The organism is Methanobrevibacter arboriphilus (genome assembly GCF_019669925.1).
Classification (GTDB): Archaea; Methanobacteriota; Methanobacteria; order Methanobacteriales; family Methanobacteriaceae; genus Methanobinarius; species Methanobinarius arboriphilus_A.
Genome location: NZ_AP019779.1, coordinates 1,753,534 through 1,769,834, shown reverse-complemented (window position 1 = coordinate 1,769,834; position 16,301 = coordinate 1,753,534). Strand labels below are relative to the sequence as shown.

Sequence of the window (16,301 nt, the reverse complement as noted above, 5' to 3'; positions counted from 1 at the left end):
CCTTAGATTTTGTTAATTAAATTGCCTTCACTATCATAAACTTCTATAGTAGCTAATCTCATTTGACTATCCATTGAGTGAGTAGCACAAGATAAACATGGGTCGTAAGCTCTAATAACCATTTCCATTAAGTTGAAAATACTGTCATCTACTTCAACACCAGGTTTTATGTAGTCTTTAGCTACTTTTTGAATACCCATTTCCATTGCTGGGTTATTTTGGATGGTTGCAACTACAATGTTAACATTAGTCATTAAACCATCATCATCAGTTTTATAATGGTGTATTAAAGTTCCACGAGGAGCTTCTACAATACCTGCACCTTCACCAGCTACTCTTTCAATAGCATCTGGGAATTTTTGAGCAGATAAGTCACCTTCTAAGTGGTCAACAGCAGATTCAGCTGAAGCTAAAATTTCTATTAATCTTGCCCAGTGGAAGAGTAACGGTGCTTGAGCATAGCCAAATTTGTCATGGAATTCTTTAAATCTGTCTTGAGCGAGTGGTGCAGCATCAGGCATTTTGTCAGCTACATTAATTCTTGATAATGGAGCTACTCTGTAAATACCATCAGGATAACCTAATTCTTTGATATAAGGGAATTTTAACCAGGAGTATGGTTTTACATGTTCTGCAACAACATCTAAGTATCCGAGGTTATTATATTCATATTCAATTTTAGAACCATCTTTACTTTTGATTCTTACATCACCATTATAAACATCCCATACACCATCATTAGTTAAACCACAGTGTCTAGTGTCACCAAAGTTACCTAAAGAATCTACTAAATCTAATTTTTCTTCAAATATAGGAATAGCTAAATCTAAAGTTGCTTGAGCTAATTCTACATTTTGTTGTGCTTTACCAAGTAAATCTTTTTGAGTTTCAGCATCGAGTTCAGTGGATATTCCACCAGGAGTTGATGAAGTTGGGTGAATTGGTCTTCCACCAACAGCTTTAACAATATCTAAACCATTTTTCCTCATTTGAATAGCTTGTAATGCTACATCAGGCATATCTTTAATGATTTGGAAAACATTTCTTGTTTTTCTATTTCCATCAGGAATGACTAAATCCGGAGCTGCTAAGAAATAAAAGTGTAAAGCATGAGAATGCATAAATGAACCCCAGTTCATTAATTCTCTCATTTTATAAGCAGCCGGTAAAATATCATTATCTTCAAATCCATAACATTGATCAGCCGCTTTTGCAGCAGCTAAGTGGTGTTGTACATCACAAATACCACAAATTCTAGGAACAATCCTTGGAGCTTCTTCAACAGGACGTCCTTGCATGAATTTTTCAAATCCTCTAAATTCCATTACATGTAATCTTGTATCTTGTACGTTCCCTGCATCGTCAAGTTGGACAGTGATTTTTGCATGCCCTTCAATACGAGTTACAGGTTCCATAGTAAGTTTTACCATTTATTTACCCCCATTTTGCATTTTTGCAGGTATTAAAGCAGCTGGTAAAGTGTAAGTATAGAAAGTACCAACAATATCATCTAATTGATCAGCTACTTGTTCTGGGTCAATAGTTTTATCTTCTTCTACTCCATAATCAGATGCAATAGCACTAATCATTTTAGCACCTTGATCTTTAACTTTAGCAGTAGGTCCATAACAACCTCTACATTGGATAGCTATAGATGGGCATTCTGCACCACATAATGATACAGTAGCTGGTCCCATACAGATTAAACCTTGAGGTATTAAACATAAATCATCTTCAGGTTTTCCAATTTCAAATTGTCTTTTAATGAAATCCATGGATAAACCTTCAGGTGGTTTTTCTCTTGGACAAACTTCACAAAGGTTAGTAGTAGGGAGTTCTACAGTTTCTCCTCTTAATAATGATAGAACAGCTTCAGCTACAACATCAGATCTTGGAGGACAACCTGGGACAATTAAATCCACATCGATTACTTCTCCTAAAGGTCTAAGTCTACTTTCTAATGCTGGTACATCTTCATTAGGAATAATTCCTTCTTCATTAGGAGTACTTGGAGAGTTGATATATGCTTCTTTTTCTAATTCTTCTACAGTATATAAATTACCAAGTCCAGGTATTCCACCATATGTAGAACAAGTTCCGTAACATATAACAAATTTTGCTTTTTCTCTTAATTCTTCAGCTAATTCTCTATTTTCTTCATTACGAATTCCACCTTCAACAATCAATACATCCATTTCAGGTATTTCATCGTATTTTGTATCCATTAAAACTGGTGAGAATTCGAAATCAGCTAATTCTAAAACATCTAATAAAGATTCGTGAAAATCAGCAATAGATAAGTGACAACCAGAGCACCCTCCGAGCCACATAGTTCCTATTTTTGCTTTTTCTGCCATTTTATTTCCTCCGATTAAGCTTCAGCGTCGAGTTGTTCTTTTAAAGGTGCAGGACCTAACTCTTTGATACGATTTACCATCATTTTAACAGTTTCTGCAAATTTTTCACCTTCAGATGCAGAAATCCAATCATGGTATATTCTCTCTTTTCCAATACCCATATCTTCAGCTAACTTATAAACTAATCTCATTCTTCTGTCTAATTTGTAGTTACCTGCATCATAATGGCAGTCTCCGTGATGGCATCCTGCAACTATTACACCATCTGCTCCTTCACGGAATGCTTTCAATATAAACTGAGGTTCAATTCTTCCAGAACACATTACCCTAATAACCCTAATATTCGGTGGGTATTGCATTCTTGCTGTACCTGCAGTGTCTGCTCCTCCATAGGAACACCAGTTGCAACAAAACATTACAATTTTTACGTCATCTTCAGCCATAGAGTTTCCTCCATTTAATATATTTTATCTTATATTTTATTTATATTTATAAATATTTTCTAAATCCAATAATCATCCTAATTAATAATATAATCTATATTACATTATATCCATTGTATAGTATAACCTACATGATAGAAGATTTTATATAATAGGATATTATCTTATTGAATCCAATTTAATTACATATACATGTATATTTAAAAAAACAGCATACAATAAATAGCTAAAAAATAATCTAAAAGATAATTTCAGAAATATTTTCGGCGAAATTTATTAATGTTGAATTTTAAGTGTACCTCAATGAGCTAGCTCAGCTTTACATTAATGTACTGTTAATACATTAGGAATATTATTAATATAAAGGTTACTTAGAAATTAAAGTCGAAAAGTTTATATATGATATTAAGTTTTAACAGAGTAATAATAAAACTAAATAAGTAAGTATTCAATAGCCCTAAAACTAATTGAAAAGTAATTTTAAGTGTTAATTTCAATTTTAATCAGTTTAAATAGATTTAAAATTAATATTAATAATTATAATATCTTATTATAAATAAAAAAAATAGTTTGCAGAATATTAATAAAAAATATCATCATTGTAGGCTTCTTTAACAAATAAAATAATTAGCCATACGTAAAAATAAAAAAATAAATAATAATAATGATAAATATAATATTAAAAAATAAAGTATAATATTAAAAAATAAAAAATAATATATATAGTTTCTAAATAATAAAATAATCTCTTTATATATAGGATAGATTCAATTATGATACACTATTTAATGAAATATTTACTTAATGATAAATTTATTTAATTCTTTATTAAATAAATTCAATGAGCTATAAGTTAATAATATTTATAATTTAAAAGATAAATATATAACTAACTTTTCAATATGATTAATCTATTTAAATTATTAATCTATTTAAATGATTAATTTATTATAAATAAAGTTTTCAATATAATAATATTTTAAAAATAATAGGTGGTGAATTATGTTACTTGAAATAACTGATTTAGCTGTTGAAGTTAATGGAAGGCGAGTTTTAAAAGACATAGATTTAACTATAAAGGAAGGAGAAACTCATGTACTATTAGGACCAAATGGAAGTGGTAAAAGTACATTGTTTATGAGCATTCTTGGATTTCCAAAATATAAGATTGTTAATGGTAGTATATTATTTAAAGGAGAAGATATAACCAATCTTAATACAACAGAAAGAGTAAAAAGAGGAATTGGTGTCAGTTTTCAAAACCCTCCAGCAATTAGAGGAGTGAATTTAAAAGATTTACTTAAAGTAGAAAGTGGGCAGGATATAAAGGATGAAAATCTTACTCCTGAAATGCAGTTACTTGCAGATAAACTTAAATTCGACGAAGATTTTCTTGAAAGGGATGTGAATCTTGGATTTTCTGGAGGAGAAGTCAAAAGATCTGAAATACTTCAATTACTTGCTCAAAAACCAGATTTTACAATGTTTGATGAACCAGATTCTGGTGTTGATATTGAAAATGTAGAATTACTTGCTGAAGAAATAAATGTGTTACTAGATAAAGATAAAAAACCAGGCCAAAGAATGAGATCAGGTTTACTTATTACTCATTTAGGTTACATACTTAACTTCGTTGGAGCAGATATGGCTCATGTATTAATGGATGGAAAAATAGCTTGTTCTGGAAACCCTAATGAAATATTACACGATATAAGGAAAGAAGGATTTAAAGGATGTGTTGAGTGTGCGAAATGTATTACAAAAAGCTGAAAAAGCAAAAAATAAAAAAGCAGCTATTGGATCCGATATTGACATGGAAGAATTTATAAAAGAGGATAAAGAGGAACATGAAACTGTAGATAGTATTCAAGATGTTCCAAGGAAAGTAAAAGATACCTTACTTAAAGTAGGAGTAGATACTTCTGAAAATGAAAGAGCAGGATCTTTTCTCCAGATGGATCAAAGTAATATATATTCTAGTTCAGTTTCAGATTCTATAGAGCTTATGAATCTTGAAATTGCACTTGACAAATATAATTGGCTAAACAAATATATGTGGAATGTTGTATCTCCCGATGCAGATAAATATACCGCTCAAACAGCTCTTAGAGAACATGAAGAAGGGACTAAAAGTGGATACTTTATAAGATCTTTACCTGGTACTAAAGAAGTATTTCCCATGCAAGCATGTATGTTTATTGGTGATGAAACAGTTATGCAAACTGCACACAATATAATAATAGCAGAAGAAAACTCAGAACTACATGTTATTACCGGGTGTGCAACTGGAGAAGATGTTTCATCTGCATTGCATGTGGGAGTTTCAGAATTTTATTTAAAACCAGGAGCAAAAATTACATTTACAATGGTCCATAATTGGGCAGAACAAGTGGAAGTTAGACCTAGAACTGGAATAAAAGTTGATGATGATGCTACTTTTATTAACAATTATGTACTCACAAGTCCTGTTAAAACAATACAATCATATCCAACAGCATACTGTCATGGAAAAAATTCTAAAGCAATATTTCAAAGTATACAAAGTGGTCAAAAAGACTCTATTATTGATGTAGGTTCAAGAGTATTTTTAAATGGAGAAGGTTCAGCTGCAGAAGTTATTTCAAGAGCAGTTTCTAATGATGAGTCAAAAATTTATTCAAGAGGACATTTAGCTGGAACTGTTCCGGGAGTTAAAGGACACCTTGAATGCCATGGATTGGTTCTCTCAGACGATTCTATGATTTACGCTGTTCCAGAACTTGAAGCAAGTTCAGCGAACCTTGAAATGTCTCACGAGGCAGCTGTTGGGAAAATTGATGAAGAAGAAATTTATTATCTTACATCAAGAGGTTTAACTGAAGAAGAAGCTACCTCTATGATTGTTAGAGGGTTCTTAAGTATGGACATAACAGGACTTCCACCAGAATTAGCTAGTGAAACAAAAAGAATGATTGATATGAGTTTAGAAGGTATGTAAATACTTTTAACCATATATTATTATATAAACTCCATATTATCATAATTAAATCCATATCATATATAAAATATCATATATAATATTTTGTATAACATTATATCAGTATATGATATTATTATATCAATATTAGTATTATTATTAGAACTATTATATCAAAAATATATATTATATCAAGATATGATATTATTATATCAAAATTATAATTATTATATAAAATACTATATTAACAAAATATTTATACTATTAAAAATAAAATATACAGTATCATATTTTGTTAAAATTAATATCCTGTTGAAATTATTTTATCAAAATTAAAAATATTAATAAATACTATTAATTTAATACTATTGATTTTTTAACTATTAATTTTTTACATTATTAAGTATATAGTAATATTTATCGACGTTAGGACACATATTATTAACTCCAATATATTTTATTGTACAAAAAGAATATTTTAATATATTAAACTAGCTTCTGTAAAAATATAAAAAGATTTTTTGTTTTTAAGAAAATAATTATCTAGGCTAGAAATTATCTATGCATAAATTGTTATGACTAAAATTATTTATGACTAGAATTTTTTATATTGAGGTTTTATTTTTAAAAAGTATTTTATAAAATTTAGAATATCTATAAAATATTGATATTTGAAAAATAAGAAATAATTTGGAATAAAAGATAATTTAAAATAAATGATAATCTTAAATAAATGATAATTTCAAATAAAGAAGTGAAAATTATTATTAAATTTATTCATAATTTTAAGTTTATTCATAGATTTATTATTCATAGAAAAGTTATTCAATTATAAATGGGGTGGTGAAATGGATACAATTAAAATAGATGACAATCCATTAGAACTAGCTGAAAAAATTGTAGAAGATATTAAATTTTCTAAAGAAAAAGGGCTTTTAAAATGCGTACAATGTGGAATGTGCACATCTATGTGTCCAGGGGCCAGAAATTCAGAATACAATCCTAGAGCTATGATTGAAAAGGTTCTTGAAGGTGATGAGTCAGTGATAGCTGATGAAACAATATGGAATTGTTTTTATTGTTATACTTGTCACAGTATTTGCCCAGTTGGTAATAGTGCATGTGAAGTAAACCAAATACTAAGGCAAATAGCCATATCAAAAGGCATAGCTAATGAAGAAGTAGGTCCATTTGCAGGTTTTGTAGATTTAATGATGGATATAGGTCTTGGAGGCATTCCTGATAATTTTCACAAAGACTTAATAAGAGACATTGGCGAAGAATGGGAAGAAAAAAATATGAATTTAAATAAAATAAGAGAAGAATTAGGTCTTAAACCACTTGAAATGCCAAAAGACTCTATTGAAGAAATAAGAGTTTTACTTAAAAAGACAGGCCTTGATAAAAGAGCCAAAAAGCTTAGAGAATAAAATTAAAGTAGATAGCTTTATATCTAAATACAAGTAATTAAGAATAGAAATAATTAATATTATAGAAGGTAAATCTATGCGAAAAATACCTGATAAAAATATCATGCTCTTTAAAAGTTGTTTAATAAATGGAGAGTATCCAGGAGTTGAATCTTCAACAAAATATGTTTTCGATAAAATTGGTATTGAATATATTGTTGATGATAGGCAATCTTGCTGTACTGGTCTTGGTCATTATTCAGACATATATGATCAGCTTTCAACAACAGTGATTGGAGGAAGAAACTTTAGTGTAGCTAAAAAAACTGATCACACTAACATAGTAATGATGTGTTCCACTTGCTATGCAATTCATAAAAAAGTAGCTAAGCTATTAAATAACAATGAAAAAGTTAGGGATGAAGTAAATACAATATATAATGAAACTAACTTAGATGAAATGAAATATGAAGAAGGAACAATCGATTCCTCAAAAAATATATTTCATGTAGTAGATATCTTTTTTGATAAAAAAGAGGAAATAGCTAAAAATATTAAAATTGATTTATCTGAGTTCAGAATAGCTACCCATCCAGCATGCCATTACTGTAAAGTTCAGTATGAAGATGCAACCGAAGGATTCAGAGATCCGAAAGTTTTAGATGAAATTTTAAAAAGCTGCGGAATAGAAACAATAGGTTGGTATGACCATAAAAGATCCACATGTGGAGCAGGATTTAGGCAGAGGTTTGTTAATAGAGACCTTTCTATGAAAGTTACTTCTGAAAAGTTATTATCATTAAAGGATGAAAATATAGATATTTTAGTCCATATGTGCCCAAATTGCCAAACACAATTTGATAGATACCAACCATTCATCGGGAAAGAATTAAACATTGATTTTAAAATTATACACCTTAATATAGCTCAGTTAGTAGCATTTGTAATGGGTTCAGATCCTTATAAAGTAATGGGAATTCAAACACACACAGTTCCAATAGAACCTTTAATTGAAAAAGTAGAAAAAAGCTTATCAAAAGAAAGAGAAGTAAAAAAAGTTAAAACTGCTAATAAAGCTTAAATCATTATTTTTTAAAAAAAATAAAATTTAAAAAAAAATAAAAATAAAATAAAAAAATATTAAAAAATAAAGATTAATACTATTTAAAATTATTAAAATTAGTTAAAAAATTAAGATTTATTAAAATTATTATAAAGAGATTAAAATATGAAGGGATTAAAATGTATGATAAAAAAACCCTAAATTCTCAAAAATTAGATTTACGTGTTGGAGTGTTTATCTGTAGATGTGGAGGAAACATCTCAGATATTGTTGATATTGATAAACTTAAAAACTCCATAGATGCAGATGTAATTGAAGAATTTGAAAATCTGTGTTCTCTTAATGGTAGAAAAATAATTAGAGATAATATTATCAATAAAGGATTAGATCGTGTTGTAATCGCATCATGTTCACCTATAACCCATGAAAAAACTTTTCAAGATTATATTCAGCCTTTAAACCCATATTTAATGGACATGGCTAATTTACGAGAACAATGTTCATGGGTGCATGATGACATTGACAAAGCTACAGATAAAGCAATTACACTTGTAAATGCTTCAATTGAAAAAGTCAAACAATCCCAAGCTGTAGACCCAATTCTTTGTCAAACACCAGAAAGTGCTGCAGTTATAGGAGGAGGAATATCTGGAATAAGTGCTGCACTTTCATTAGCTAAACAAGGTGTTAAAACATATTTAATTGAAAAAAAACCATCAATTGGAGGAAATATGGTTAAAATTGGAAAAGTATTCTCTCCAGTTAAATTGGCTGAAGAATGTGGGATGTGTTTACTTAACCCAATAATGAATGAAACTGTTTGGCATGAAAATATTGAAATATTAACCAATACTAAAGTTTTAAGTACTGAAAGAAGAGCTGGAAATTTTAGTATTCTTCTTGAAAGCAATCCTCGATATGTAGATGAAGAAAAATGTATATCCTGTGGTAAATGTATAGAAGAATGCCCTGTTGAAGTTCCAAATAGGTGGGATGATGGACTTTCAATGAGAAAAGCAATCTATAAACCATTTTCACAAAGTTATCCAGATGCATATACAATTGATATGGAAAATTGTGAAAAATGTGGTAAATGTATGAAAAAATGTCCAATGGGAGCAATTTATCTTAAAGGAGAAAAAGAGGTAATTCCTTTAAATGTTGGAGCTGTTATATTAGCTACTGGTCATAAAACTTTTGATCCAAACCTTAGACCAGAATATGGATATAATAGATATGAAGATGTTATAACTCAAAGCGAGCTTGGTCGTATTATGGGAGTAAATGGTCCGACTAAAGGTAAATTAAAAATGTTATCTAAGGATAAAGTTCCAAGAAGAATAGTTATGATACAGTGTGTAGGTTCAAGAGATGAAAAGCCAGACGGTCATAAATACTGTTCAAAAGTATGTTGTATGGTAGCTTTAAAAAATGCAAACATAATAAAACATAAATATCCAGATACTGATGTTATAATATGTTATACTGATATGAGAACTCCTGGAATGTATGAAAAATATTATAAACATGGACAAGAAAATGGAATAAGATTATTAAGAGGTAGGCCTGGTGAAGTCAATAAAAAAGGAGATTCATTAGTAGTTAGAGTAGAAGATACTCTTCAAAAGAAATTTACTGAAATTGAAACAGATATGGTTGTTTTATCAACAGCAATTGAACCATCCCAAGGTAGTGAAGAGATAGCTAAAATAATGGATGTTGGTATAACTGAAGATATGTTTATTAAAGAAACACACCCAAAAATTAAGCCAGTTACTACTGATGTTAAAGGAGCCTATGTTTGTGGAACTGCACAAGGTCCAAAAGATATTACAGATAGTATAATGCAAGCTCACGCAGCAGCTTCTAAAGTAGCTGAAATAATGAATGATGGACTTGAAATAGAACCATTTGTAGCTGAAATAGATGATGAAAAATGTAATCTATGTGAAGACTGTATATCTATATGTAAATATAAAGCTATGTCTATTAAAGATGAAATGGTCTATATAGATCCTATGTCTTGTTCAGGATGTGGAAAATGTCTAACTGTTTGTAAACCACGAGCTATAAACATACATGGAAATATTGATGAAAAAATATTTGCAACTATTTCAGGAATGCTAAAAGGCAAAAAGAAAGGAGAAAAAAGAATTCTTGTTTTCCTTGATCAAGTTGGATATACTGCAGCAGATAACATTGGAGTTAATAGAGTAGACTACCCAGAATCAATATATATTATAAAGGTTCATTCTGTAAACAGAGTAATGCCGAAACACATTATTTATGCTCTTAAAAATGGTGCAGACGGAGTATTCATTGGAGAATATCCTGGAGATTTGATGTATCAAGAAGTAGAAAAGAAGATGAATCAAATAAGAGATGAAATAAAAGATCATGGAATGAATCCAGAAAGACTTCAATTTTCAAATGTATACATACCATATTTCAGAGGTCTTGCAAATAAATTTAAAGATTTTGATGAAAAAATTAAAGTTATTTCTGACGAATCATAATCTAAATAATATTATTATAAAAATAATATTAAAGCTATAAAAATAATATTAAAGTAAAAAAGTATAAAAATATAATTACGAAAAATGAAATTTCAAAAATTATTTTTTTTTGCAAGCCATTAAAACAATCAATCAGATTTGAAAAGCATACAAATAAATATATCATTTATATTCTACACAAATTCATATGCACAAAAACCATCAAAATTAAAAACAAAAAAATAGAAAATTATTTGAGTTTATTAATGTATTAATAATTTTTACTTCTTAAAGTTGATATAATTAGCCAGAGACCAATTATTGCACTTAAAATAAAACCAATGATCCCTAAAAAAGGTAAATCCAATATCATGAATCCTTTATTAGATAATATAATAAGAGAAGAACCTATAAGAAGTGCTGATAATATTAAAGACATGGAAATTCTATTAATCATCTTTTCTAAATTTTTATGTTCTAGTTCGATTTTTAGTTCCCCTTCTTCTATTTTATAAAGGACTTTAGAAATATTCATAGGAACTGTCTTTAATATATGTTCAATTTCAAAAATATTCTTTTTTACAAAATCAACAAGTTTAAATGGATTTAATTCTTTTCTTATTATTTTTTTTGCATAAGGTTCCAAAGTATTTATTGTATTAAATTCAGGATCTAATTCTATACCGGTTTCTTCTAACATGGAAAGACCTTTTGAAATTAAAACAAATTCACGAGGCAATATAACATTATACTTTCGCATAATAGTTATTAAATCCAACATTCCTCCATGAATCCCCTTTAATTCTACTCCATAATATTTACCCATTAAATCTATTAAATCATATTTTAAAGCTTTAAGGTCTAAATCATCAGGTAAAATACCCATATATGAAAGTTGATTAATCATTCCATTGATATTTTTTTCAATAAAGTAAATGAATAATTCAGTTAAGTTTTCTTTAAATTCATCATCTAAGACTCCCATCATACCAAAATCAATGTAACAAACAATATTATCTTTTAATATATAAATGTTAGATGGATGGGGATCAGCATGGAAAAAACCATAATCCACAATTTGTTTAAAATAAGATTCAATTCCTCGATTAGCTATAAGTTTCTTATCATAAATTCCCTCTGAGGAAATAACATCGGCAAGTTTTTCTCCATCTATAAACTCCATAGTTAATACTTTCTTAGATGAGAAGTCCCCATAAGCAGTTGGAACATAAACTGAAGGATCATCTTCAAATATAGAACCAAATTTGATCATATTATTAAATTCTTGATTATAATCAATTTCTTTGAGAATAGATCTTTCAAATTCGTTTATCACAATAGGAAAATTATAAGGTTTAGCACTAGGAACATATTTATCAATTTTTTTTGCTAAAAACTTCATTATAGCTAAATCGCTTTTTATAAGTTCATCTGTGTCTGGTTTTTGAATTTTAACCGCGACATTAGGACCATCAAATAATTTAGCCATATGAACTTGTCCAATGGATGCAGTAGATAAAGGAACTTCATTAAATGTTTCAAAAATTTCGTTTATAGGGCCATTTAATTCTTCCTCAACAACTTTTCTTATATAAGAAAATGGTATAGATGGATTATCACCTTGCATTTTAGAAAATTCATTAGCAATATCTTCTCCAACTAAATCTGGGCGAGTACTTATCATTTGTCCTAATTTAATATAAGTAGGCCCTAACTCTTGTAAAGCCATCCTTAAACGTACAGGTAGAGAATTATCTAATTCTTCCAATTCATCTGAATGTTTAAAAAACGAGAATTTATTATTCAAACCTATTTTTTCAGTAACATGACCAAACTCATACTTATTAAAAACCTTTAAAATTTCATTTATTCTTTTTAAGTTTGTGTTATTTCTTCTTTTAATAATTTTCATGATTAAAAAATAGTTTTTAATAATATAAATAACTTTCGTGAAAACAATATAATAAATAAATCACATATTAGAAAATTAAATTAGATTAAAACTAATAATAAAAAAAAATAGCCATATAAAATATTATAAAAAGCATAGAATAAGAACAAAATATTGAAAATAGGTAAAAATAAGATTAACTAACAAATTACAGTATTAATCCAAATCAAAATAATAAAAATGTAAACAATAATAAAAATAAAATGTTAAAAATAAATAATGAAAATGGTTTAAAACATTTATTCTGTAACTATTATAAATTCTCCTACTTTTTCAACTTTTGCAAAAGGAACTAATAATAAATCTCCATTTCTTTTAGCACCTTTAACATGAATATTTCTACCTTGTTCGACTTTAATTGCTATATCCACAATCTTACCACTTTTTTCATTGATGACGAGTTCATCGAGAGAACCAAGAATACGGGCATTATTAGTAGCTACCTGATATCCTTTAACTTCACTCCATAATTTCTCTTCTTTTTTAGGGATGTTTTTATTTTCCATTATTTCACCATAAATTTATTATATTCTATATAGTTTATATAGTTTAGCTTTTATTGACTATATTTGATGTATTTGGTTATTCTTAAATAGATAATAAGCTAATTCAGCATCATCAGTAGTGTTTATATTTAAAGCTAACTCAATTTGAGGAATAATTAATTTTTCCTCATTTTGTACTTCATTTCTACTTAATAATATGTTTAAACCAGCAGGAACTAGATTGTCCAATATTAAAGAAGGTTCAATTCCATACTCCTCAAAAATTGATACAGGAACCAAAACAGACATTGCATCAACATTATTTTTCATATATTTCTCTAAAATATGATCAATAATATCTGTAGAAACAAAAGGTAGATCAGCATTTATAAATAATAATATGTCATCAGAAGATTTTTTTTCAAAGTGAGATAATATAAACGATAAATCTTCAACATAACCATTTCCAGGAGTTTCTAAATAATTAAAAAGCTTTTCAGAATATATATTAGATTTATCATGATAATTCTGATTATATAACTCATCATTGTAATTTTTATTATTGTAATTTTTATTATCAGTATAATTTTTATTATTGTAATTTTTATTATCAGTATAATTTTTATTATTAGAAAACTTTTCAGATATATATTTTTTAGTTTCAGGAGTATGTGGACTTACAGCTATAACAATCTTATCAAGATATTTAGATCCTTTTAAATTATCTAGAACATGATCAATCAAATATTTATCAAAAAATTTAAAGAGAGGTTTTTCAATATTTATATTCATCCTTTTTCCTTTACCTCCAGCCATCAAGACAGCTATTATCATGTGTATCTCCTGAGTAAAAAAATAATAATTTAATTATTAAAGATATATCTATTTTTTTTGTTGTAATTTTTTTCTAGCTGCTAAAATACATGGTCCTCCTTGTTTTCCACCAACAGGAACTTTTATAGTTCCCATTGAATTCATACACCTGGCCATTATAGCAGAACCTAAAGCTAATCCATCTGAAACAAATACACAGTCTTTAAACTTATCTTTAGTATATTCAAGTATTAATTCAGGTTTCTTACCAGTAATCCCTGCCCTACCAGTTATTCCCAAAGCAGATCCAGGAGCTATAATATTCTCATTAAATGCAACATCCAAAAGTCTTTTAACAATAATTGCACTTACATGATCCATAGTAGCAAATAATGTAGGTAAACCATCGTTTTTATAAAGTTCTTCTCCTAATGAAATTAAATCAGGAATTCTATCACCATTTTCACCAACATCACAACCAATCAAACAAGTCCCTGCCTTTTGAGCAGCTTCTGGTTTAACAGGAACAGTTCCAAACCTATTTCTATCCATTGGAATCTTTCTAATATCAATAATTTTATGAACTTTTTCTGCATTAACTTTAGCATGTTTCCAGTCAGCTTTTTTAAGTATATCTTTAGAATATAAATCAATTGCAGCTCCACCCTTTTTATCCACCTTATCAGTTCCACGAACAAGTGAATCCGCTATAACTCCTGCAAGACCTAAAAAATTCCCAACAGTATGTGCATAAGGTTCATCATCATTAACTACCCTACCAGCTAAGGTTGATCCAAAATCAATTGAAACACAAGGATTTCTATAATCAACTTTCGTCCATTTAGCTCCAAGTTTTATACCCGCTGTAACAAGTTCACCTTCCATTTCATTAGACACAACTTCTTCTCCTTTAGGTGGAAGAACACTAACAACAGCACCGTCAAACATTACTTTATCAAGAAGAGTATAATCTTTTAATCTATCTGGAAAATTATCAATAGACATAGCTGGAGCCATTTTTCTTGGAGCAACCCCTGCATCTAAACATCCATTAGCTAGAGCGATTATAAGTTTCCCACTCTCTTCAGGAGTTGCAAAACCTGCTGTTACACCAGTTGAACGGACTACAAAATCTAAATCATCTTCAATATTAATATGGGCTTCCTTTGCAGCTTCAATAACAGTATCACGAACTAACTCAGATACAGATTCTTTTGAAAGTTCAATACCCCACACAGTTTTACCAAAAACTTCTTCTTTTGGTTTTGGTGGCCTAATATCTCTTGTCATATTAACAACTTTACTTAAAAGATAGCTTTCACTTGTATTTAAATTAGTTGCACAAATGATACACTTTGTAGTTGTATTCCCAAGTTCAACAGAAGCTGTAATATAATATTCATCAGGCCTCATCTTATAACCAGAACCGGCGGTTTTGGCTGAAAAAGGAGATGATTTTAAAGATTCAAATTTTTTAAATTTACTTTTAGCTATTACAGGTTTAGGACCTAAACCAAAAATTTTACTTATAAAAGACATGTATTTTTCCCTCAAAACATCTTTTTATTTTATAATACTCACTCAAAAGCATTTAAATTAAATTATTAATTATTAATATAATAATTAAATTAATAATATAAAAATATACTATTTTTATATATTAAAAGTAAAGTTTATAAAGATTTTTAAAATTTTTTAAGAATGATTAAAAAATTATAAAATAAAAGTTAAAGATAAAAAAGAAAAATAAAAAGCTACAAACTATAATTTAAAATTGAAAGTTAGAAATAAAAATAAAATAAAAATAAATTAAAAAATAATTAAAAAATAAATTAAATAATAAATTAAATATTAATCCAATTTACAGCTATCTATTTCAATTGTTCTTACTAAATGTATTGTACATGGAGCAAAATGGACAACTTCCTCAGAAACACTTCCTAAAAGATGTTTGTCAACTATACTCTTTCCAGTACCCATTACAATAACATCAACACAGTTATCTTCAGCTGTTTTAACAATTACCTCTGCGGGTTTACCTTTAGATAATTTTTTTATAACAGATATATTTTTATTATTATCTAAATCCAATAACTGTTCAAATTCCTCTAAAAATATTTTTCCTTTGGAATTGAGCTCAACAACCATAGCTTCCTTTATTTTTTTAGGAGTTAAAAAAGGAACAGAGTCATCAACAACATATAAACCTATAATCTCAACTTCTCTATCCCCAATTAAATCAAGCGTACTATCTACTAATTCTTTAGTATAATTACCCATTATTGGAACTAAAACTTTACTATACATACAAATTCTCCAATTATTTCTA

The 16,301-nt window shown here is 28.2% G+C and carries 13 protein-coding genes; 5 read left to right on the top strand and 8 right to left on the bottom strand.

Features of this window, described 5'->3' with window-relative positions; translation table 11 throughout:
• Window positions 1–2: 2 nt before the first annotated feature.
• Genes MarbSA_RS07770 through MarbSA_RS07760 form a run of 3 tightly spaced genes read right to left on the bottom strand, consistent with a single transcriptional unit; the run spans window position 3 to window position 2,800 of the window.
• A complete protein-coding gene (locus MarbSA_RS07770; protein ID WP_042703080.1) occupies window positions 3–1,430 on the bottom strand; it encodes a Ni/Fe hydrogenase subunit alpha in 1,428 nt (475 codons plus the stop codon).
• The gene (gene mvhG, locus MarbSA_RS07765; RefSeq protein WP_042703078.1) at window positions 1,431–2,357 is read right to left on the bottom strand and encodes a F420-non-reducing hydrogenase subunit MvhG; all 927 of its coding nucleotides are present in this window, start codon (window positions 2,355–2,357) and stop codon (window positions 1,431–1,433) included.
• A 14-nt stretch (window positions 2,358–2,371) separates the two neighbouring features.
• Complete coding sequence (locus MarbSA_RS07760) at window positions 2,372–2,800, bottom strand: hydrogenase iron-sulfur subunit (RefSeq protein ID WP_042703076.1); 429 nt, start codon at window positions 2,798–2,800, stop codon at window positions 2,372–2,374.
• Between the two features lie 1,002 nt (window positions 2,801–3,802).
• Between MarbSA_RS07760 and sufC the strand changes: the two genes are divergently transcribed.
• From sufC to hdrA, 5 genes are all read left to right on the top strand, one after another.
• Window positions 3,803–4,570: a Fe-S cluster assembly ATPase SufC gene (gene sufC / locus MarbSA_RS07755; protein ID WP_042703074.1), complete on the top strand. Its 768-nt coding sequence runs from the start codon at window positions 3,803–3,805 to the stop codon at window positions 4,568–4,570.
• Window positions 4,536–5,777: a SufB/SufD family protein gene (locus MarbSA_RS07750; protein ID WP_042703073.1), complete on the top strand. Its 1,242-nt coding sequence runs from the start codon at window positions 4,536–4,538 to the stop codon at window positions 5,775–5,777. The genes sufC and MarbSA_RS07750 overlap by 35 nt, the downstream gene beginning before the upstream one ends.
• A gap of 827 nt (window positions 5,778–6,604) precedes the next feature.
• Window positions 6,605–7,186 carry a ferredoxin:CoB-CoM heterodisulfide reductase subunit HdrC gene (gene hdrC, locus MarbSA_RS07745; protein ID WP_042703072.1) on the top strand — a complete coding sequence of 194 codons (582 nt, stop codon included), beginning with the start codon at window positions 6,605–6,607 and terminating at the stop codon, window positions 7,184–7,186.
• 76 nt (window positions 7,187–7,262) lie between these two features.
• A complete protein-coding gene (gene hdrB / locus MarbSA_RS07740; protein WP_221061332.1) occupies window positions 7,263–8,246 on the top strand; it encodes a ferredoxin:CoB-CoM heterodisulfide reductase subunit HdrB in 984 nt (327 codons plus the stop codon).
• A gap of 161 nt (window positions 8,247–8,407) precedes the next feature.
• Window positions 8,408–10,744 carry a ferredoxin:CoB-CoM heterodisulfide reductase subunit HdrA gene (hdrA, locus tag MarbSA_RS07735; RefSeq protein ID WP_221061331.1) on the top strand — a complete coding sequence of 779 codons (2,337 nt, stop codon included), beginning with the start codon at window positions 8,408–8,410 and terminating at the stop codon, window positions 10,742–10,744.
• A gap of 250 nt (window positions 10,745–10,994) precedes the next feature.
• On the opposite strand, the gene MarbSA_RS07730 is transcribed toward hdrA, so the two are convergent.
• From MarbSA_RS07730 to MarbSA_RS07710, 5 genes are all read right to left on the bottom strand, one after another.
• Window positions 10,995–12,635 (bottom strand): ABC1 kinase family protein, encoded by a 1,641-nt coding sequence (locus MarbSA_RS07730; protein WP_221061330.1) that lies wholly within the window; start codon window positions 12,633–12,635, stop codon window positions 10,995–10,997.
• A 278-nt stretch (window positions 12,636–12,913) separates the two neighbouring features.
• Window positions 12,914–13,180: a PRC-barrel domain-containing protein gene (locus MarbSA_RS07725; RefSeq protein ID WP_042703065.1), complete on the bottom strand. Its 267-nt coding sequence runs from the start codon at window positions 13,178–13,180 to the stop codon at window positions 12,914–12,916.
• A gap of 57 nt (window positions 13,181–13,237) precedes the next feature.
• Entirely contained in the window at window positions 13,238–13,993 is a 756-nt protein-coding gene (locus tag MarbSA_RS07720; protein WP_082397986.1) for an NTP transferase domain-containing protein, read from the bottom strand.
• Between the two features lie 48 nt (window positions 13,994–14,041).
• Entirely contained in the window at window positions 14,042–15,511 is a 1,470-nt protein-coding gene (locus MarbSA_RS07715; RefSeq protein ID WP_221061329.1) for a methanogenesis marker 14 protein, read from the bottom strand.
• A gap of 312 nt (window positions 15,512–15,823) precedes the next feature.
• Entirely contained in the window at window positions 15,824–16,279 is a 456-nt protein-coding gene (locus tag MarbSA_RS07710) for a universal stress protein (RefSeq protein WP_042703059.1), read from the bottom strand.
• Window positions 16,280–16,301: the final 22 nt, after the last annotated feature.

Bases quoted from the DNA above. Each gene is read 5' to 3' on its own strand.
- MarbSA_RS07770 (WP_042703080.1), bottom strand. From the start codon at position 1,430: ATGGTAAAACTTACTATGGAACCTGTAACTCGTATTGAAGGGCATGCA.
- mvhG (WP_042703078.1), bottom strand. From the start codon at position 2,357: ATGGCAGAAAAAGCAAAAATAGGAACTATGTGGCTCGGAGGGTGCTCT.
- MarbSA_RS07760 (WP_042703076.1), bottom strand. From the start codon at position 2,800: ATGGCTGAAGATGACGTAAAAATTGTAATGTTTTGTTGCAACTGGTGT.
- sufC (WP_042703074.1), top strand. From the start codon at position 3,803: ATGTTACTTGAAATAACTGATTTAGCTGTTGAAGTTAATGGAAGGCGA.
- hdrC (WP_042703072.1), top strand. From the start codon at position 6,605: ATGGATACAATTAAAATAGATGACAATCCATTAGAACTAGCTGAAAAA.
- hdrB (WP_221061332.1), top strand. From the start codon at position 7,263: ATGCGAAAAATACCTGATAAAAATATCATGCTCTTTAAAAGTTGTTTA.
- hdrA (WP_221061331.1), top strand. From the start codon at position 8,408: ATGTATGATAAAAAAACCCTAAATTCTCAAAAATTAGATTTACGTGTT.
- MarbSA_RS07730 (WP_221061330.1), bottom strand. From the start codon at position 12,635: ATGAAAATTATTAAAAGAAGAAATAACACAAACTTAAAAAGAATAAAT.
- MarbSA_RS07725 (WP_042703065.1), bottom strand. From the start codon at position 13,180: ATGGAAAATAAAAACATCCCTAAAAAAGAAGAGAAATTATGGAGTGAA.
- MarbSA_RS07720 (WP_082397986.1), bottom strand. From the start codon at position 13,993: ATGATAATAGCTGTCTTGATGGCTGGAGGTAAAGGAAAAAGGATGAAT.
- MarbSA_RS07715 (WP_221061329.1), bottom strand. From the start codon at position 15,511: ATGTCTTTTATAAGTAAAATTTTTGGTTTAGGTCCTAAACCTGTAATA.
- MarbSA_RS07710 (WP_042703059.1), bottom strand. From the start codon at position 16,279: ATGTATAGTAAAGTTTTAGTTCCAATAATGGGTAATTATACTAAAGAA.